20 protein-coding genes and 3 tRNA genes are annotated in these 17,073 nt (G+C 65.0%); 11 read left to right on the top strand and 12 right to left on the bottom strand.

The features are described 5' to 3' along the window. The first annotated feature begins 4 nt into the window (after positions 1-4). A complete protein-coding gene (locus MQH31_RS09540; protein WP_134446288.1) occupies positions 5-496 on the top strand; it encodes an inorganic diphosphatase in 492 nt (163 codons plus the stop codon). A gap of 71 nt (positions 497-567) precedes the next feature. Here the strand turns inward: MQH31_RS09540 and MQH31_RS09535 are convergent, their stop codons facing one another. Together MQH31_RS09535 and MQH31_RS09530 are read right to left on the bottom strand one after the other, a co-directional pair. Continuing rightward, positions 568-1,974 (bottom strand): C40 family peptidase, encoded by a 1,407-nt coding sequence (locus MQH31_RS09535; protein ID WP_243011838.1) that lies wholly within the window; start codon positions 1,972-1,974, stop codon positions 568-570. After that, entirely contained in the window at positions 1,967-3,364 is a 1,398-nt protein-coding gene (locus MQH31_RS09530) for a peptidoglycan DD-metalloendopeptidase family protein (protein ID WP_243011837.1), read from the bottom strand. Before MQH31_RS09530 ends, MQH31_RS09535 begins: the two co-directional genes overlap by 8 nt. A 252-nt stretch (positions 3,365-3,616) precedes the next feature. Here MQH31_RS09530 and MQH31_RS09525 point away from each other — a divergent pair. From MQH31_RS09525 to MQH31_RS09515, 3 genes are all read left to right on the top strand, one after another. Beyond that, a tRNA-Glu gene (locus MQH31_RS09525) sits at positions 3,617-3,689 on the top strand. Positions 3,690-3,794: 105 nt separating this feature from the next. Further along, positions 3,795-3,868, top strand: a tRNA-Asp gene (locus MQH31_RS09520). Between the two features lie 68 nt (positions 3,869-3,936). Then, positions 3,937-4,009: transfer RNA gene (locus MQH31_RS09515), tRNA-Phe, on the top strand. 183 nt (positions 4,010-4,192) lie between these two features. Here MQH31_RS09515 and MQH31_RS09510 read toward each other — a convergent pair. From MQH31_RS09510 to MQH31_RS09485, 6 genes are all read right to left on the bottom strand, one after another. Continuing rightward, a complete protein-coding gene (locus tag MQH31_RS09510) occupies positions 4,193-4,741 on the bottom strand; it encodes a PIN domain-containing protein (RefSeq protein WP_243011836.1) in 549 nt (182 codons plus the stop codon). Positions 4,742-4,747: 6 nt separating this feature from the next. Further along, positions 4,748-5,233 (bottom strand): excisionase family DNA-binding protein, encoded by a 486-nt coding sequence (locus MQH31_RS09505; protein ID WP_243011835.1) that lies wholly within the window; start codon positions 5,231-5,233, stop codon positions 4,748-4,750. Between the two features lie 173 nt (positions 5,234-5,406). Continuing rightward, positions 5,407-5,952, bottom strand: coding sequence for a tyrosine-type recombinase/integrase (locus MQH31_RS09500; protein WP_243011834.1), 546 nt, complete (start codon positions 5,950-5,952; stop codon positions 5,407-5,409). Continuing rightward, entirely contained in the window at positions 5,940-6,206 is a 267-nt protein-coding gene (locus tag MQH31_RS09495; protein ID WP_243011833.1) for a site-specific integrase, read from the bottom strand. The genes MQH31_RS09500 and MQH31_RS09495 overlap by 13 nt, the downstream gene beginning before the upstream one ends. 6 nt (positions 6,207-6,212) lie before the next feature. Further along, complete coding sequence (locus MQH31_RS09490) at positions 6,213-6,539, bottom strand: Arm DNA-binding domain-containing protein (protein WP_243011832.1); 327 nt, start codon at positions 6,537-6,539, stop codon at positions 6,213-6,215. 98 nt (positions 6,540-6,637) lie between these two features. Continuing rightward, entirely contained in the window at positions 6,638-7,546 is a 909-nt protein-coding gene (locus MQH31_RS09485; RefSeq protein ID WP_243011831.1) for a nuclease-related domain-containing protein, read from the bottom strand. A 375-nt stretch (positions 7,547-7,921) separates the two neighbouring features. Between MQH31_RS09485 and MQH31_RS09480 the strand changes: the two genes are divergently transcribed. Beyond that, on the top strand, positions 7,922-8,743 hold the full coding sequence (locus MQH31_RS09480; protein ID WP_243011830.1) for an ornithine carbamoyltransferase: 822 nt from the start codon (positions 7,922-7,924) through the stop codon (positions 8,741-8,743). 118 nt (positions 8,744-8,861) lie between these two features. Here the strand turns inward: MQH31_RS09480 and MQH31_RS09475 are convergent, their stop codons facing one another. Continuing rightward, entirely contained in the window at positions 8,862-9,437 is a 576-nt protein-coding gene (locus tag MQH31_RS09475) for a helix-turn-helix domain-containing protein (protein WP_243011829.1), read from the bottom strand. Positions 9,438-9,633: 196 nt separating this feature from the next. Here MQH31_RS09475 and MQH31_RS09470 point away from each other — a divergent pair, with 196 nt between their 5' ends. The 4 genes from MQH31_RS09470 (at position 9,634) to MQH31_RS09455 (ending at position 11,627) form a co-directional block, all read left to right on the top strand. Then, the gene (locus MQH31_RS09470; RefSeq protein WP_243011828.1) at positions 9,634-10,275 is read left to right on the top strand and encodes a hypothetical protein; all 642 of its coding nucleotides are present in this window, start codon (positions 9,634-9,636) and stop codon (positions 10,273-10,275) included. 193 nt (positions 10,276-10,468) lie between these two features. Then, positions 10,469-10,903 (top strand): hypothetical protein, encoded by a 435-nt coding sequence (locus tag MQH31_RS09465; protein WP_243011827.1) that lies wholly within the window; start codon positions 10,469-10,471, stop codon positions 10,901-10,903. Positions 10,904-11,035: 132 nt separating this feature from the next. Beyond that, complete coding sequence (locus MQH31_RS09460; RefSeq protein ID WP_134535030.1) at positions 11,036-11,230, top strand: helix-turn-helix transcriptional regulator; 195 nt, start codon at positions 11,036-11,038, stop codon at positions 11,228-11,230. After that, entirely contained in the window at positions 11,217-11,627 is a 411-nt protein-coding gene (locus MQH31_RS09455; protein ID WP_134535031.1) for a hypothetical protein, read from the top strand. Before MQH31_RS09460 ends, MQH31_RS09455 begins: the two co-directional genes overlap by 14 nt. Before the next feature lie 28 nt (positions 11,628-11,655). On the opposite strand, the gene MQH31_RS09450 is transcribed toward MQH31_RS09455, so the two are convergent. After that, positions 11,656-12,603, bottom strand: a complete 948-nt coding sequence (locus tag MQH31_RS09450) for a DMT family transporter (protein WP_243011826.1) — start codon at positions 12,601-12,603, stop codon at positions 11,656-11,658. Positions 12,604-12,675: 72 nt separating this feature from the next. On the opposite strand from MQH31_RS09450, the gene MQH31_RS09445 reads away from it, so the two are divergent. Beyond that, on the top strand, positions 12,676-13,578 hold the full coding sequence (locus MQH31_RS09445; RefSeq protein ID WP_243011825.1) for a LysR family transcriptional regulator: 903 nt from the start codon (positions 12,676-12,678) through the stop codon (positions 13,576-13,578). A gap of 22 nt (positions 13,579-13,600) precedes the next feature. Here the strand turns inward: MQH31_RS09445 and MQH31_RS09440 are convergent, their stop codons facing one another. Together MQH31_RS09440 and MQH31_RS09435 are read right to left on the bottom strand one after the other, a co-directional pair. Beyond that, positions 13,601-14,065 (bottom strand): DUF2975 domain-containing protein, encoded by a 465-nt coding sequence (locus MQH31_RS09440; RefSeq protein ID WP_134535035.1) that lies wholly within the window; start codon positions 14,063-14,065, stop codon positions 13,601-13,603. Between the two features lie 137 nt (positions 14,066-14,202). Beyond that, a complete protein-coding gene (locus MQH31_RS09435) occupies positions 14,203-14,766 on the bottom strand; it encodes a hypothetical protein (RefSeq protein ID WP_243011824.1) in 564 nt (187 codons plus the stop codon). 270 nt (positions 14,767-15,036) lie between these two features. Between MQH31_RS09435 and MQH31_RS09430 the strand changes: the two genes are divergently transcribed. After that, entirely contained in the window at positions 15,037-17,073 is a 2,037-nt protein-coding gene (locus MQH31_RS09430) for a nuclease-related domain-containing DEAD/DEAH box helicase (RefSeq protein ID WP_243011823.1), read from the top strand.

Genomic DNA, 17,073 nt, shown 5'->3' with positions numbered 1-17,073 from the left:
GGCCATGGCCGCATATGACGCAGTAATCGAAATTCCCCGGGGAAGCCGCAACAAGTACGAGGTCGACCACGAAACCGGACGGGTCTACCTCGACCGTGTGCTCTACACGAGCTTCGTGTACCCGACGGACTACGGGTTCTTCGAGAACACCCTCGGCCTGGACGGCGACCCCGTCGACGTTCTCGTGCTGCTCGACTTCCCGCTGTTCCCCGGCGTCGGCGTCTCGGTGCGTCCGGTCGGTGTCTTCAACATGACGGATGACGGCGGCTCGGACGCCAAGGTCATCGCCGTTCCCGCCGGCGACCCCCGCTGGGACCACATCCAGGACGTCCTCGACATCCCGGAGTACACCCGCAAGGAAATCGAGCACTTCTTCGAGCACTACAAGGACCTCGAGCCGAACAAGTGGGTCAAGACGGAGGGCTGGGGCGACGCCGCCGAAGCCAACCAGATCGTCGAAGACGGCATCAAGAAGCTCGCCGCCGAAGGCCACTGACCCTCAGCGCTCGCGCACCACGAAGGCCTCCCGGATCACTCCGGGGGGCCTTTCTGCGTGCCGTGGGCGGGTTAGCCGGTGGGGCGGCCCACGTAGGACGCGACGTCGCCGGGCGACCAGATCGAATGGATGCGCACCGGCTTGCCGTAATCGGGCGCCTCGAGCACCTGGCCACCGCCGACGTAGATCGCGACGTGGTAGTAGTCTCCGCCGCCGCCCCAGAAGACGAGGTCGCCGACCTGCACGTTGCTGAACGAGACGAGCCTGCCCTGGCTGGCCATGGTGTTGTACTGGTTCGTGGCGGAGTGGGTGCCGATGTAGACGCCGGCCGCGGCATACGCGGCCTTGGTCAGGCCGGAGCAGTCCCAGACGTCGGGTCCGGAGCCGCCGAGTCCGTAGCGGTCGCCGAGCTGTTGCTTGGCGAATGCGATAGCGGTCTGCACCGCATTCCCGTTCGGAGCGGGCGCGGTCACCGCGCCACCACCGGAGGACGACCCGCCGGAACCGGACCCGGAGTTACCCGAACCCGAGTTGCCCGAACCGGAGTTGCCGGAGCCCGAGTTGCCCGAGCCCGAGTTGCCGGAGCCCGAGCCGTTCGCTGCCGCCTGCGCTGCCGCTGCTGCCGCCGCGCGAGCCGCCGCTGCCTGGTCCGCTGCTGCCCTCGCCGCTGCAGCCGACTGCGCTGCCGCGAGTGCCGCAGCCGCTGCCGCCGCATCGACGCCGGCCTGGTAGGACCGCTCGACGTCGGCGGTGGTGTCCTTGAGGAGGGCGAGCTGTCCGTAGAGATCGTTCGACTTCTGCTGCTCGGCTTCGAGGGCGGCCTCGGCGTCCTGGGCCGCGGCATTCGCGGCGTCGAACTTCGTCATCGACTCGCCGGTGAGCCGGGTGCGCTCCACCTTCGCCGCCGCGGCCTGCCCGCCGAGGGACTCTGCCGAGTTCTTGTCCTGCACGGCCTCCCGGTAGATGGTCTCGGACTGTTCGCTGAGCTTGCTCGCGGTTCCGAGCTGCTCGAGGAGCACGTCGGCGGAGCTGCCGTTGAGGAACAGGTTGAGCGAGAGGTCTTGCGCGCCGGTCTTGGCGAGGTGCGCGGCGATCAGACCGGCCCGCATCTTCGAGGTGTCCGCCTTCTTCGAGGCGGTCGCGGCCTGCTCGGTCAGGCTCGTCTCGCGCACGGTGGCGGCGTCGAGCTCGTCCTGGGCGACCCGGTACGCCTCGGCGGCGATCTGCGAGGCCTTGGACGAGGCATCCGCTGCCGCCTGCAAACCGGTCAGCAACGCCGTGATCTTCTCGATCTCGGCCTGCTTGGTCGCCTCGCTCGCCTTCGCCTTCTGTACGTCGTCCCAGCTGGGGTAGCCCTGGTCACCGTAGGCGGCGGGTGCGACGATGCCGACGGATGCCGACACCGCGCCGATCGCGACGGCCGCGGCGAAGAGACGCACGGGCTTCCGTCTCGTGAAGGATGTGCCGTCGTTAGCCAAGTGGTGCTCCCCTGCTCGCCATGAAGGGCTGTGGATCGATTTGGGGGCCATTGACGCGGACCTCGAAGTGCAGATGGCATCCGTCGGCCGCGCCGGTCATCCCGACGCTGGCTATGTTCTGCCCGGCGCTGACGCTCTGGCCGTTGGAGACGAAGGTTCCGCCCGAGCGAATGTGCGCGTATCCGGTGGAGACCCCGCCGCCATTGTTGATCTGGATGTAGTTGCCGTAGGTGCCGTTGGGGCCGGCGTAGGTGACCACGCCATCGTGGGCCGCATAGATCGGGGAGCCGCAACTCGCGCCGATGTCGGTGCCGCTGTGGAATCCCTTGCTGCAGCTCGAGCCGCAGATGACCGCGCGCGGGCCGTACCCGTCGGTGATGCGCCCGCTGGCCGGAACGGCCCAGCCCTGGGAGCTGATGTAGCCGCCGCCGAGTCCGGCACCGGGGCTGCTGCCGCCGCCACCGCCGCCCGAGTTGCCGCGGTTGGCTGCCGCTGCCGCGGCGGCCTCAGCGGCGATCCGGGCCGCTTCGATCGCGGCGAGGCGCGCACGCTCGGCCACACCGGCCTCGTAGCCGGCCGTCGTGGAGGCCTGGGCGTCCTGCATGAACGCCAGCTGGGCTGCGAGTTCGACACTCTTGGACTCTGACTCTGCGAGGGCGTTCGCGGCGGCCTCTGCGGCCGCCTGCGCCGCCGCCATCGCGGCCTGCGCAGCTACATTGAGCCGCTCGCGCTCGGTCTGAGCGATCTTGGCCTGGTCACCGAGCGACTGCGCCGAGTTCGTGGCGGCCTGGGCCTCCTCGTAGACGCCCGTGCTGCGTTCGACCATCTTGCTCATGCTGCCGAGCTTGGCGAGCAGGGCGTCGGCGCCTGTGCCGCTCGCCTCGCCGTCCAGGAGCAGGTTGACGGTGAGGTCGGTGCCTCCCGTGCGGTAGAGCTGGGCCGCGAGCTGACCGGCCTGCTTCGTCGCGGCATCCGCTGTCGCCTTGCTGGCGTCGGCCTGCGCCTGCAGGTCGGATGCGCGCCGGGTGGCTTCGTCGTAGTTCTCTTGGGCGACCCGGAGTTCGGCGCCACGCTTCTCGGACTCGGCCTGGGTCTGGGCGACCTGGGTCTGCAGATTCGAGATCAGATTCTGGATTTCGGTGACCTTGGCGGACGCGGCGGCCGTGTTCGACTTGGCGTTCTGCACGTCCTGCCAGCTCGGGTAATCGACCGCCTGAGCGCCGCCGGCGGGAATCACGAGCGTCACGATGAGGGCGAGGGCCGTGGCGAGGGCGGTGGCGGCGGTGCCTCTGATCAGGCGTCGATGACCGTGAACGCGGCGTCCGCTCACCGGCCGGAGCGGACCTGCCTGTGCTTTGGCCCCGCGGTCACTCGTCACTGCCTTGCGCATAGAACTCCCTGATTGGGCACCGCGTGAACACACTGGTCACGATGCCACCTCAATTCACAGTAACAAGTTCGCGCCAGTATCGCCCGGTATCGGACCCGAATCTAACCCCCAACCGGGTGGATTGGCCGCCATTCGCGGGCGCGCCGGGGCGCGGGCGACACGCCAGGGGCATCCGCTCAGTCGCCGATTTGGGGTTTTCGCCCCAGAGACCGTATGCTTACTCGTCGGTAGCCATGATGTTTATGGCGTCTCGGCCCCATCGTTTAGAGGCCTAGGACGGCGCCCTTTCACGGCGTTAACACGGGTTCGAATCCCGTTGGGGCTACGCAACCTGCCTAACTGAATGTGCAACAATAAGCAGGTAGTAAATCAGTACAAGCAACACCAGCATCACCAATAAATGAAAACGCACGTTTGGTTCTCATTGTGAGGCCCTGTAGCGCAGTTGGTTAGCGCGCCGCCCTGTCACGGCGGAGGTCGCCGGTTCAAGTCCGGTCAGGGTCGCAAAGGTAAAACGCCCTTTCGCGAGAGAGGGTTTTTTCCTTGGAAGCGACTTCTCGAGGTTGTTTTCTGGCCCTGTAGCTCAGTTGGTAGAGCGTTCGACTGAAAATCGAGAGGTCACGGGATCGACGCCCGTCGGGGCCACCCGCTGAAATCCCCGGTTATCCGGGGTTTTTCTCGTTAACGGATGTCTTTTCTCCGGCCTCGAATACGGCTTTTGCCCACATTTTGCCCACACATGAAACAGTTACGTGGTCACTGAGGGCTCACTCGGCGGCCTCTATCCGCCTGATTTCGACGACACCCAGGGATCGTGAGAGCGCCCGTTTAGATGCGGTCCAGAACGGCATCCGCGAACATCGGAGTTCCTGCCGCGCGCAGACGTTCCAGGTACTCCTCGGCTGTCATCGCCGGGTTTTCATATGCCGCCGCAATCTCGTCTACAGCGAGCAGCGTGAGGGACGGGTACAGGTCAAGCTGGTCCAACAGGAACTCATCGGGGTGGATTACTTCGAGGTCGTATCCCACCAGTGCGTCCTCCGGGAAATCCCTCAGATTGAACGTCACAATGACCTCCGCGTTGGCGCGGATTGCGGCTGCGAGCACGTGCCGGTCCTTCGGGTCATTTCGCAAGCCGTCAATCAGGTCGTCATATCCGGTCACTTCAGCATCGGGAAATGCGTATTGCATTGCCGCAATCCTGTTCCGAGCTGCCTGAGCGCCAATGCGCTTGTCAGTCAAGTTGCTTTCCAGTTCCTGCAGCACGTGTGCCGACCAAAGCGGCCTGTACGCACCTCGCTCAGCCAGCTCCAAGAGCAGATCGTTGAGGGCCGCTCCGAACAAGGTGCACGTGTCGAGAAAGGCGGGGAAGGACATCGGGCGCTATCTTCGTCCCGGCATGTCCGCGGCCGTCAAATCCAGGATGCCCGCTTCCTGGCCCTCCCGGGCCATCTTGCGCAGAACAGCGCGGCGCTCGACCCTGAATTTGTCCTTGTATTCCACCAGGTCCCGAAGTGTCACTCTACGGTGCCGCCCAACGAGCTCGAATGGAACTTCCCCGGACTCCAAGAGCTTCACGAGCGTTGGGCGCGACATGCCGAGAAAGTCGGCGGCAGACTGAGTCGTGAGCTTGGATTCCTGGGGAGCGACCGTGACACCCTTACCGTTGCTCAACGCATCCGCAACCTGTCGCAGCACATCAAAGAGAGGCTCAGGCAACTCGATGACCTGGGCGCCGTCGGCCGAGGTGAGCGTTGCTTTCTTGCCGTGGATGTTCTGGATCTGCTTTATAAATTCGTCGATTGCACGGGAATCTATTTCGCTGGGCAGGTAGGTTCGCGGTTGGCGTTTCTCACGAGTGAGACTCATTATGATCACCTTTCTTCGCGATATTCTATTCGAAATATTCGAAAGATAGAAGACCGTCGCACGGTCGCTACTGGCATATCACTGTTCACGACCCGGCAATCGTGTTTGGATCCTCGACACCTCTCCAAGCGTCAGGGTTCGCAGCAGATCGCGTCAAAGTGGAGTTCCAAGACTCACGCGTCGCGCCCTCTTCCGGATGCCGCGGCCTGGTCATCCAGAGCGCGGGCCACGGCGTCCAAGTCGTCGTCAAACAGGTCGGCGTAGACGTCGAGCGTCATTGCGGCTGAGGCGTGGCCCAGCATCCGTTGCACGCTCTTGACGCTCGCCCCCGCCGACACCGCCAGCGACGCGGCCGTGTGCCTCAGGTCGTGCGGGGTCACGACGGGGAAGTTCGGGTCGGCCTCCACGTTCAGGACGGGGTCGTCCGAGTCGCTGCGTCCCTCGCGGATGAGCGTCAGCGCCGGGTCGAAGTACCGTTGCCGGAAATTGCCGTTGCGCAGCCACGCACCCGCCGCGCTCGTGAAGACGAGGTCCTTCGGGCGCTTGCCCTGGCACCTCTGCGCAAGCTCGGTGGCCAGCAACGCCGGGAATGGCACGGATCGGCGGCCATGACCCTTCGGTGTCCCCCAGACGGCGGCCCCGCCGACCTCTGAGACCGCTTCGGCGACTTCGATCCGCCGCCTGCTGAGATCAACTCGCCCCACCCTCAACGCGGCCATCCCGCCCAGCGCAGCCCGGTGTACGCCAGGAACCGCACGACGTCGCCGAATTCTCCGCACTCTCGGGCCAGCCGGGCGACCTGGTCGTGCGTGAGGTACCCGCGCGGCGTGCGAACGATCCGCGGCAAGCGGATGTCGTCGCTTGGGCTCTTCACGAGGCGTCCGTCCCTGACGGCGTAGTTCAGCGTGCCGGCCAGGACCAAGTGGATCTGCCGCACGGTCGACGGCGCGAGCGTCGCCGCCAGACTGCTCACCCAGCGCTACACATCGGCGTGCTGCACGCTACGGAGTGGCACGGTCCCCCATTTCGGCAACACGTGCTTGTCCAGGTACAGGCGGTACCCGGCCCGCGTCGTCGGCTTAATCTGCAGCTGCGCCGAGTACCAGGCTTCGGCCCACTCGCCGACGTTGACCTTGGACCGGGTCGGATGGACCCACTCGCCGCGCATCTTTGCGACCTCGACGGAGGCCAGGAAGTCTTCGGCCTCCCGCTTGGTGCGAAATCCGCGCTTGTCGGTCTGGTGCCGATCGGGCGTGCGGTACCTCACCCGGTAGCGCTTGCCCCTCGCCGTTTCGGAGGACGTCACGGAGCCCATGCTTCCTCCCATTGTCGCTCGCCTCTGTCCTACCCTGATCTACCAGGGACCGCCGACAATCGAGGGCAAGGCGAGAGCGATTTGATACGTCACGCCGGCGGGAAGGCGGACGCGAGAGCTCGGTGGATCTGCCTCATCGTCGGCTCGTCGAGAGGCCCCGCCTTCTGCAGGTGCTCGACCGCCTTCTTGGGCCATAGGACATGAACTCCGTCGATGATGAAGTCTCCGCCGAAAAGCGGCCACTCGGCGGCCACGAAGCACAACATCCCGTGCACAGGGACCCCGTCCTTGCCTGCGCCCGCGAGTGCCGCGCTGACTCGTGTGACTTGCTTGAGCACACCAGCCACCAGCCCGTCTTGCTTGCGCGAGCCGACCATGAGCGTTTCGGTCCGGGGCCGGATCAGTCCTCCTTCGACCTGAAGTCTGGGGCGACCCTGATACTTCTTCGCGTCGATGACAAAGACTCCCGAGGGGCAGACCGCAATGTGATCGATATTGGCTCGCGTCGGAGGAATGCGACGGTCGTGCAGGACGTGGACGCCACTCCCGCTGAGCTTGTCGAGCCGCTGGCCCAGGGCCACCTCGCCCTGCGCCCCGACTGCCCACGCCCGGGTGCTCTGCGGCTCGTCGCTCAGCGCCAGGATGAGCCCACCAATATGCGGGTGGTTCTCACGGATCCTTGTCTCACGCTTGTCCTTGCGGCGGTCGTGCTCTCGCTGGGCCGATGCGCCGGCCGTGCCCCCAAACACCTCGAGGTCCTCGGGTGCTGGCTCCGGGCTCGTGACCGCGTCTTTGTCGACAGGGCTGCGTTCAATCGGGACGGCGACGGATGGAGTGGCCACCGCCGAGTCCTGAGCGCACGTCAGGCAGGCGACGGTCTTGGTCTCGCGTTCGTAGAGTGCCATGGTCCCCGCAAGGATTTCGACGTCGCAAATGCGGCATGGTCCGGAGTAGCGCAATCGCATTCTCTTGGGCGTCAACGCCGCTTCACTGCTCATTCTTGAAACGCTACGGCGGCCCGGGCGAGAACTCAGGCCATAGCGGGCCCGTGTGACCACGACTGGGGGCCACGACTCCGAGGATGCCTGCGCTACCGATTGCGCCATTCCCGGCGACACCGACCTCAGGTAGGGCGCAGCTGGGGAGTTCTTACTGTGGCCGGTCGGTTTGGAATGCCGTTACTTCGACATCTCCGGAAAGCCGTTGGTGGTCTCACCAGGGTGGTTCCTGACGGCACTGTCCGCCGCCAGTTCGACCTCCCTGCTTGCTGCAATCGCTCTCGCCGGATCGTCGGTCTCTCGGGGAGCGTTAGCGGGCTCTTCCTGAGTTCATCGGCGGCGACGAAGCCATCGTTCGACCCATAGCCTGAGGGAATGCGGAACTTGATTCGACTCGATGACTGGACGGCCGACGATGTCGACAAGGTCTTTGTCCTCGCTGACAGCTACCGCAGCGAATCAGATCGGGAGGTTTCGGGCTGCGCCGTGATGTTCTTCCCGCCGACGAGCCTCCGGACCAGAGTGTCCTTTGAGCGCGGCTCTTCGCTCATGGGCTTGCAGCCCGTTGTCTTCCCCAGCGAAACGCTCGACAAACCGGAAGCCATAGAAGACGTGGCTCACTATCTGGCGTCCTGGGCCGACGTACTCGTGGTCCGCCATGCTCGGATCGACATCATCGAAGCGCTCGCGGCTGCCAACGCCATCCCCGTGATCAACGCGATGACAGACACGAACCACCCCTGCGAAGTGCTCTCCGACCTGTATGAGCTGCGCAGGAAGCGTGACCTGCAGTCACTGCGGTTCTTGTTCGTTGGGGCCGACGGCAATATTTCCCGCGCCTGGCAGGAAGCCGCCCGTGCAATGTCACTCGATCTGATGCAGTGTTGTCCCGCAGAACTCGCCACGCCCGGAGCGCGGTGGACGGACGACCTCGAGTCAGCCATCCGCTCGGCCGACGTGCTCCTGACTGACGCACCGGGCACTCACGAAGACCAGCTCACCCCCTATCGGATCACGGCCTCACTCCTGGACACGGCCCCCACCGGCCTGCAATTCAACCCCTGTCCGCCGTTTCATCGCGGAAGGGAAGTGAGCGCCGACGCGATCGACCACCGCGCCTTCGTCGGCTACCGATTCAAAGCGTCACTCATGCCGGTACAGCAGGCCATCATGGCCTTCTGCATGGCGGACTCCTGATCTGAACTAGGTCTCTGCCTCACCCGGCTGCCAATGGCCCCCGAGCGTGTCGAGACTCCCGCATCGCGCCGGACTCCAGAAGCCGGTTCTCCGTCGCGGTCGAGTTGGTCACCAGGCATCAGACGCTCTCCAGCGTGGCAGCCTCAATCAGGATGCCGCGGTCACGGAACTCGCGAGGCACCCGGTTCACCTCTGCGGGGATGTCGTAGTCGCTGGTCCGGGGTGACCACGGGCTGTCAGGGTTCCCCTCCTTGGCAAGGATCCAGTCCGGGACCGGCAGCGCATCCGCGTTCAGTCGGTACTCGCACAGCGCGGCGATGGCGGTGTCCCAATGCTCGGAGCCGGTCGGGAGCGGCTCGGTCAGGGTCAGGCCGACTCGTGTCGAGCCTCTCTCGGCAGCCAGGTTGTCGGCGAGCTGCAGGAAGCGGCGGAACGCCTCGGGCTCGTCGGAATCGGCCAGCGCGGCACTGATATCCGAGGCGATCCGGGCGGCGTCACTGCGCACCGTCGGAAGCGTGACGACGGTGTGCCGCGTCGCGAGGAGGAGCGCCTCGAGCGTCGCAACTGTGGGCTCACGCTTGCCGTTCTCGATCAGCGACAGCGAGGAGCCGGCGATCCCGGATCGAACGGCCAGCTCACTCTGACTCAGACCGCTCGCCGCACGGGCAGAACGAGCTAGGATTCCTGCGCTCATGACCCCACCACCTTTTACTAATTAGTAAACATCTAGCACCGTTGCTTCGTGAAGTCACCGGTTGAACGGACCAAGATTCGTGTAGCCGCGCCACCGCATCCGCTCGCAGAGAAGAGTCGGCACACCTTGGCCAGTGGGCGAACACGGCAACTCTCGGCATCGAGTGCGATCACGCAGATCGTGGCACTATCTCGGCATGGGACGCGAATCCGGTCACGAACGATGGGTCTCCCTGCGGGGACCGAAGAGTTGGCTACCGGTCTTCGTCGTGACTCCGCTGCTTCTCATGGTCTTAATGGTCGACGGCATCAACCTGAGTCTTCTTTTTGTCCGAGACGGTCTGGCTCTCATCTGGTTAATCGCGATAATGGCTGGTTCGGCCGCATTGATGCTCGCCCTGCCATTGTGGGTCGCCCGACTCGCATATCCCTTTGCGCGGATCAACCCGTCAACGTCAACGATCCGCGCCCGACGGCGTCGCGCTCACTATTCGGACATCACATCGGCGCAATTGCTCGTCAGCGCCTCGAAGAAACATCGGGCGATCAATCTGCTGCTGCGATCGGACACCGGGCTGCGCGCCGTAGTTCTCATCAGAGATGCTCGGCGACGCACGCTCAACCGCGAGCTCGCCGAGCTTGCGCTGGATGTGATTCGGCAGTCACATATCGCGATACCGGTATCCGTTCACGACCCCGAGGGCAGATTCGCACGGTACAACTTTCCGACCAACGTCACTCGCGAGGACGCCCTGGAACTCATTGAATCTCCGCCAGACCTGGAAGACGCCCTCCCAATCCCGCACCGACCCAGGTCCCGCCCGGCTGCCACCGACTGAGATGGCCTCGCCTGTGCCTCGGTTCTCGCCCGAACCCAATCCGGGATCGGCAGCGCACCCGAGTCGAGTCCTCGCGAAGGGTGGGACAAGTCAGAATTTGCGCGCCCAGGAACCGCACGAGGTCGCCGAACTCTCCAGTGCGGAGAACATTCGTGGAGATCCGGACCGCGTCTGACGGTGCGACACTACCGGTATGAGCGCAGCGGAAAGGATCATCGTCTCGACCGTCGGGGGGCAACTCTTCGTCGAGGTCTGGCTTGTTGCGGATGACGAGTTCAATCGCGCCCAGGAAACCTTCGAGGTAGCACTGCGTGATGGACGGTTCGAAGAACAGGCAGCAAGCGTGCTGATGCCAGAGTGGTCGGTTCAGGCCGTCAATACCGGCGGAGCCCAGCTATCCATCATGCGCAAGACATCGGGCGGCACGGGCACGGATGCCCAGATGGAATGGACCCTGTGGCCCCTCTCGGGGCCTCTCGTTGACATCACAATCCGAAACTGCGGCGAAGTCGTCTGGTCTGTTCGGGGATTCGCACCAGCAGCGGACGAACACAAGCAGCCACTATCGGCCGAGTTCTTGAAAAGCCTTCGCCCGATGCCGGACTCGACCTGGCCCATGATTCCCTAACCGCCTTGGTCGGTGAATGGCTACCATCACAACTTTGGGCGCCAGTGGTTGTTCCAAATCCGTTCTTGACCTGGACATCCGATATGACAAGCAGGCTTGTCATAGACCTGGTGTGACAAGTACGCTTGTCACATGAGAAGCGCACTGAAGGAACTGCGAATCGAAGCGGGGCTTTCGCAGGCTGCACTCGCCGGCATCCTCATGGTTTCGCGTCAAACGATCAACGCGATCGAGACCAGTCGGTATGACCCGTCTCTGACGCTCGCCGTTCGGATTGCCCGCCATTTCAACCGCCCTGTGGAGGAGATTTTCTATGTCGAAGATTGACCGCTCGCTCGCTCTCAACATTGGTGTGGTGGTCGTCACTATCGTGGTCGCGTCAGTGATCATCGGGCTGACGGGAAACCCGGCCTTCCTCATCGTCATTCTCGCCGTGGCGGGAAGTGCGGCCTGGAACATCGTTCGCATTTATCGGCGACCCGGGGAAGCCTCGGACGTCGACCGGCTCAATTCGATGAAGTACATCGATGAGCGGGATCGAAGCCTGGCCATGAATGCCTTCGGGATTGTGGGGATCGTCGCACTGGTGATGTCGGTAGTCACGGTCTTCCTCACGCTCGTCACGGATGCCCTGGGAGCGGAGTACATCGCGCTCGTACAGTTCTTCGTCCTGTTCGGGACTTGGGCGGCGGCCAATAGCTACGTGACACGCAGTCGACGCTAATACCGCGCCACTTTCGCCATTCACGACTTCAGCTCCGGACAGCCGCTGCCGGCGTCGCGTGGGGAGCCATACCGACTGCAGGGGCGAGGCGGTGCCGTTGCTCGATGGACCGGCCCCACGCCGTGCCCGCGAGAATCAGGGCGATGCCGAGGTATCCGGCGAGCGCCACAGGGTCATGAGCGACGGCAATCCCAACGATCGCCGCCCAGACCGGCTCGGTTCCGAGGAGGAGGCTCACTCTCGAGGGCGAGGTGCGGCGGACCGCCCAGGTTTGGATCAGGAACGCGAAGACGGTGCACGCGATGACGAGATAGAGGAACAGGGCCGTGCTCCCGGGGTCGAGACGGGCCAGAAAGTGCGGGATCGAGTCGCCGTAGAACAGTGACGCCGCCGAGAAGAGGACCGCGCAGGTCGACAGCTGCACCGTGGTGAGGTGGAGCGAGTTCATCGGCGTGTTGCCCGTGAGCTTGGACATCGACGTGACGTGAACGGCACGGATGATGGCCGCGGCAAACACGAGCAGGTCGCCGAGGCTCGGCGCCTGGAAGACACCGCCACTGGCGAGCAGGGCGACTCCACCGATGGCGATGAGCGCGGCCAGGAAGAACCTGCCGGGCAAACGTCGACCGGATACGGCGGTATCCAGAATCGGGGTGAACACGATCGTGAGGCTGATGATGAGTCCGGCGTTCGTGGCCGAGGTGTGGGCGATCCCGAAGGTTTCGAAAGCGAACACGGCAGCCAGCACACTCCCGAGCAGCATCCCGGAGCGCAACTCCGCTGCCGTGATCCGGTGCCGCCCCGCGGCGACGAGGGCCGCCATGATGACCGCAGCGAGCAGCATCCGTGTTGCGAGCAGGGCGACGACGGATTGGGGCGTAACCAGTTCCTTGGCGACGAGGTAGGTCGATCCCCACGCGGCGGCGACGAGAAGCAGGAGCAGGTCGACGCGGAATCGGCTGAGGAGGGCGGGCATTCCTCCATCGTCCAGCCTGCCGTCGCGTAATACAAGACAGCACTTTGGTGTCCCATGCGTTAGTTTCAACTTATGGAACTGGGTCAGCTTCGAGCGTTGAGGGAACTGGGCGACCGGGGCAGCATCGCCGCCGTCGCGGCTGCGCTGCACGTCACGCCGTCGTCGGTTTCGCAGCAGATCAGTGCCCTGCAGCGTCAGTCGCCCGCTCCCCTGACCTTCCGGGACGGCAGAAGGACGGCACTCACGGATGCCGGGCGCGCCCTTGCGTTGGCGGCGATCGATGTCGAGGTAGCGCTCGAACGCGCCGCGCAGGCGGTGGCACGGTTCCAGGGCGATCATCTGGGCACCGTTTCCGTGACCGCTTTCCACAGCGTGGGCCTGGCCGTCTTCGGACCGTTGATCGCCGCCTGCCGGAGGCCTGAGCTGCCCGGCGTTCTGCTGAGCGACTTCGATGTAGCCCAGGAGGACTTCCCCCTGCTCACCACCGATCATGATCTTGTGCTCGCCCATCGTCTGGCCGGAAGTTCCGCGTGGCCACGGTCAGTTCGGGTGGAACCCCTCTTGTACGAGCCGCTGGATATCGCGGTCCGCCGCGATCACGGCCTCGCGTCGAAAGCCGCGATCGAACCGGCTGATCTTCGCGACGAGGACTGGGTCGCGGTTCACGACGGCTTCCCGCTCACCCAGGCTCTCGCCCTGATCGCGGGAATCGGAGGGAACGAGGCACGAATCCCGCACCGGATCAACGAGTTCTCCGTTGCCGCCTCCGTCGTCGAAGCGAGCGGATGCGTCGCCTTGATGCCGCGGTACACAACCGACCTGCGCGACCACCCGGAGCTGGTCCTTCGTCCGCTGGCCTACCCGGGCCTCGGACGGCACATCGACTGCCTTGCCCGCCCGGAAACCCTTGAGCGAGCCAACGCACAGGCAGTTCTTGCGCAGGTCAGGGCGATCGCCGCGACGCTCACCGGGTGACCCGGGCGGAACCGAGTCAGGATCAGTCGTGGGAGTACTGCGGCGATGAGGCGCCCGCCCGCAGGAAGCGGGCAAGCGCGCCAAGAGCGCCAATCGCGATCAGCGCGAGAAGTCCCCCGCCGATGAGCCCGAGCATCACACCCGGAGTCGTGTATCCCATCACGCTCAGCGCGATGAAGGCCGCCACAACGAGCACGAGGAATGCGACGAGACACCCGGCCATAGCGAGCAACCAACCGTGCGCCACCTCGAATCGGTGCTGACGCGCGAGCACCACGACTCTCAACCCGAAGACGGCAGCAACCTGCCAGCATGCGATGGCGAGTACGCCCCACGTAATGCCCGGAACCACGAGCAGCGAGACCTCCGGGAACGCGGCACCAACGCTCGCCGCCTCGGCGGGGAGAACCCACACCTGGATGAACACTGATGCTACGAGTGCGACCACAAGTACCGCAATCAGCGCGAGCGACGTTCCACGATTCAAGTTCTGCCTCCAACCACTGACTGGTTGCCCCCCCATAGACACCACGCCTTCTCGAACCTTACCGACGACACCTGCCCGGGGACAAGCATCTCGGTACCATCGCTCGGCGGGGTGCGGTAGCCCCGGGGGTTCATCCCCTATGTCAGTCCGAGGTGGCTCGCAATACCGTCGAATACTGCAGACTGGGCGGTGAGTGAGCCGCGCCAATCTCCAGGAATGGCCAACGAGTGGTTGGCCCTCGGCACCGACATCACGTTCGCCCGCGTCTCAGCGATCGACGCGGGGAGCCACAGCGCGTCAGCGGTGCCTCCAATGGCCATATCGGTGACCGGGGCTTCGGCGAGTGCCGTTCGAACACCAGCGTCGGTCAGGACGGGCGTCAGCCAGACGCCGGGAATGCCATTGCGGCGTGCCCAGGGGAGAGCAAAACAGCCAAATGACTTGGCGACGACGAGCCGCCGCGACGATGAAGGCGCAGCATCGAAGGCCTCCGCGACTGCCTTCTCGACGAAGGGCTGCGGATCGCTCCGCGCGTCGTCGTCGATGGTCCACTCGACGGCCTGCACGTGCCATCCGCTTTGGGCCAGCATCTGTCCGCACCAGTAGAGGAGTGGACCCTTCACGGGATAACCGACGCCGGGAAGAAGGACTGCGACAGGCGCATCCTCCAGATCAGACGGTGACCAGACGAAAGTCGACATGGCCCCAACCTACTGGCACGAGCGCTCCGGGAATGCCTCGCCATCGACGCCTTCCGTGAGCACGGCGACGTCTGGCGCTCCGTCACGAACGGTGCAGCACTGCCAACACCCACGCCCTGGTGCGGCCCCGAAAAGGGCTCAGCGGCCCGGTCAGCAATGCGGGTCTGGGCCGCTAGGCTCAGCACATATCTAGGTTCGGGGGGACGGATGCCGGCAGGCGGATCGGCATGGACCGAGGCGACACGCCAGCTGGCACTTTCGGAAGCTCACGTGCTCGCCGCTGAATCCTCACGGGCCAAGGCGGCCAACTACTTCGCCGCGGCCGACAGTGAAAAGCGCATCGCGCACGTCCTCGCTCCCCTGGCCGCGGCCGGATACCACTTCCTTCCCGACCGCCAGTGGCCCGGCAGCCGTCGCGCTCAGGTCGACATGGTCGTGGTGGGGCCGGGCGGACTTTTCATTGTGGACACCAAAGCCTGGAAGGACCCGGTTGTCGCCGCGGGTCGAGTGTTCCGGGGGCAGGCCGATGTGACTGACGAATTCGACGCCCTGGCCGACCTCGCCTGGAAGACAGAGGCGGCCCTGGCGGAGATCGGTCTTGCTCCCGGTGAAGTGCGGCCGATCGTCGTCTTCGCCGGCCACAAGGGAGTCAACGCATCGGTCGGCGGGGTTGAGATCGTCGGCGAAGGTGACATCGTGCGCCATATCGCGCGCCGCGGGCAGCGCCTGACCACGTCGGCCGTCGAGCGGGTATTGGCCGCGGCTCTGACCTACTTCCCGCTGATCGGCGCGCCGGCCCCGGTCGACGTCACCCTGCCCGAGCCGATCATCGCCCCGGAACCAGCGCCCGACCTGGACCATCTGCCGAACGAGAGCGACATCGAAGCCGCCATCCTCGAAGGGCTCCTCGCTCCTCCGATCGAGGAGTGGATGACGTTCCTGCATCCCGACCAGGCGAAGCTCGTGCGCCGCAGCTTCAACGGGCCATCCCGCATCCGCGGCGCGGCCGGCACGGGCAAGACCGTCGTGGGGCTGCACCGCGCGGCATACCTCGCGCGTTCCCAGGCCGACGCCCAAGTGCTCGTAACCACCTATGTGCGCACGCTGCCCGCAGTCCTGGGCAATCTGCTCGCCCGCATGGCCCCGGACGTCGCCGACCGCGTCGAATTCAGCGGGGTGCACCAGTTCGCCAGCAAGGTACTCGATCTGCGCGGCATCGACGTGCGGGTCAACACCAAGGCGGCCGATCTGGCTTTCGCGGATGCCTGGCGCCAGACATCCACTCCGCTCACGGCGATCGAGGCGAAGTCCGCGTATTGGAAGGAGGAGCTCGATCACGTCATCAAAGGTCGCGGTCTGACGACCTTCGAGGACTATGCGGATTGTGCCCGCATCGGCCGTCGTCGCCGTCTCACCGTTGACCAGCGGCGATCCGTCTGGGCGCTCTATCAACGATACGAGTCGTTGCTTCGAGAGCGCGGTGTCCATGATTTCTCCGATCTCATCCTGCTTGCCGAAGCGACCCTTCGGGCTCAACCGCTTCTCGGGTACACCGCGGTCATCGTGGACGAGGCGCAGGACCTGTCCTGTGCGATGATCCGTATGCTCGCCGCAGTCGCAGGCGATGGCGCGGATGCGTTCACCCTGATCGGCGACGGCCAGCAGACCATCTACCCCGGCGGGTACACCCTCGCCGAAGCCGGCCTGTCTGTCGCCGGTCGAGGAGTGGTGATGGACGTCAATTACCGCAACACCGCAGAAATCCTTGCCGTCGCGGCCCGCATCGTCGATGGCTCCGACTACGTCGATATCGAGGGTGCGACGTCCGGCGTCGTCGCCATGACCTCACCGCGGCACGGCGAGAAACCGGTGCTCGTGAAAGCACGCACCGGCACCGAACACGACGGCCGCCTCGTGCAACACATCCGTCGCATCACGACGGGCGTGGACGTGGGCTGGGGCGACGTGGGCGTGCTCTGCTTCCGCACGAGCGAAGTGAAAGCCGCCGTCACGTTGCTGCGCGCCGCAGGCATCCCGGTGATCGAACTGACCGCATACGATGGCCGCCCCACCGATGCCGTGAAGGTCGGCACGATCAAGCGGGCCAAGGGCCTTGAGTTCAAACAGGTTCTCCTGCCGTGGGTGGCCGAGCATCTCATGTCTCCGGGCGTCCGCTCCCCCGGATCGCAGATCGACTCGACGACGGAGCGAGACGAACGAGACCGGCGGGAACTGTTCGTCGGCGTCACCCGTGCCCGGGACGGCGTGTGGGTCGGCTGCATCGCCACGCATGGCAGCTCGGCGTGA

The sequence above is a fragment of the Cryobacterium zhongshanensis genome, assembly GCF_022760445.1.
Classification (GTDB): Bacteria; Actinomycetota; Actinomycetes; order Actinomycetales; family Microbacteriaceae; genus Cryobacterium; species Cryobacterium algoricola.
Note: the sequence above shows the minus strand (reverse complement) of the source record. Positions and strands in the feature narration are given on the sequence as shown.

Bases quoted from the DNA above. Each gene is read 5' to 3' on its own strand.
- MQH31_RS09540 (WP_134446288.1), top strand. From the start codon at position 5: ATGGCCGCATATGACGCAGTAATCGAAATTCCCCGGGGAAGCCGCAAC.
- MQH31_RS09530 (WP_243011837.1), bottom strand. From the start codon at position 3,364: ATGCGCAAGGCAGTGACGAGTGACCGCGGGGCCAAAGCACAGGCAGGT.
- MQH31_RS09510 (WP_243011836.1), bottom strand. From the start codon at position 4,741: ATGTCCTTCCCCGCCTTTCTCGACACGTGCACCTTGTTCGGAGCGGCC.
- MQH31_RS09505 (WP_243011835.1), bottom strand. From the start codon at position 5,233: ATGAGTCTCACTCGTGAGAAACGCCAACCGCGAACCTACCTGCCCAGC.
- MQH31_RS09500 (WP_243011834.1), bottom strand. From the start codon at position 5,952: ATGGCCGCGTTGAGGGTGGGGCGAGTTGATCTCAGCAGGCGGCGGATC.
- MQH31_RS09485 (WP_243011831.1), bottom strand. From the start codon at position 7,546: ATGAGCAGTGAAGCGGCGTTGACGCCCAAGAGAATGCGATTGCGCTAC.
- MQH31_RS09480 (WP_243011830.1), top strand. From the start codon at position 7,922: ATGCGGAACTTGATTCGACTCGATGACTGGACGGCCGACGATGTCGAC.
- MQH31_RS09475 (WP_243011829.1), bottom strand. From the start codon at position 9,437: ATGAGCGCAGGAATCCTAGCTCGTTCTGCCCGTGCGGCGAGCGGTCTG.
- MQH31_RS09470 (WP_243011828.1), top strand. From the start codon at position 9,634: ATGGGACGCGAATCCGGTCACGAACGATGGGTCTCCCTGCGGGGACCG.
- MQH31_RS09465 (WP_243011827.1), top strand. From the start codon at position 10,469: ATGAGCGCAGCGGAAAGGATCATCGTCTCGACCGTCGGGGGGCAACTC.
- MQH31_RS09460 (WP_134535030.1), top strand. From the start codon at position 11,036: ATGAGAAGCGCACTGAAGGAACTGCGAATCGAAGCGGGGCTTTCGCAG.
- MQH31_RS09455 (WP_134535031.1), top strand. From the start codon at position 11,217: ATGTCGAAGATTGACCGCTCGCTCGCTCTCAACATTGGTGTGGTGGTC.
- MQH31_RS09450 (WP_243011826.1), bottom strand. From the start codon at position 12,603: ATGCCCGCCCTCCTCAGCCGATTCCGCGTCGACCTGCTCCTGCTTCTC.
- MQH31_RS09445 (WP_243011825.1), top strand. From the start codon at position 12,676: ATGGAACTGGGTCAGCTTCGAGCGTTGAGGGAACTGGGCGACCGGGGC.
- MQH31_RS09435 (WP_243011824.1), bottom strand. From the start codon at position 14,766: ATGTCGACTTTCGTCTGGTCACCGTCTGATCTGGAGGATGCGCCTGTC.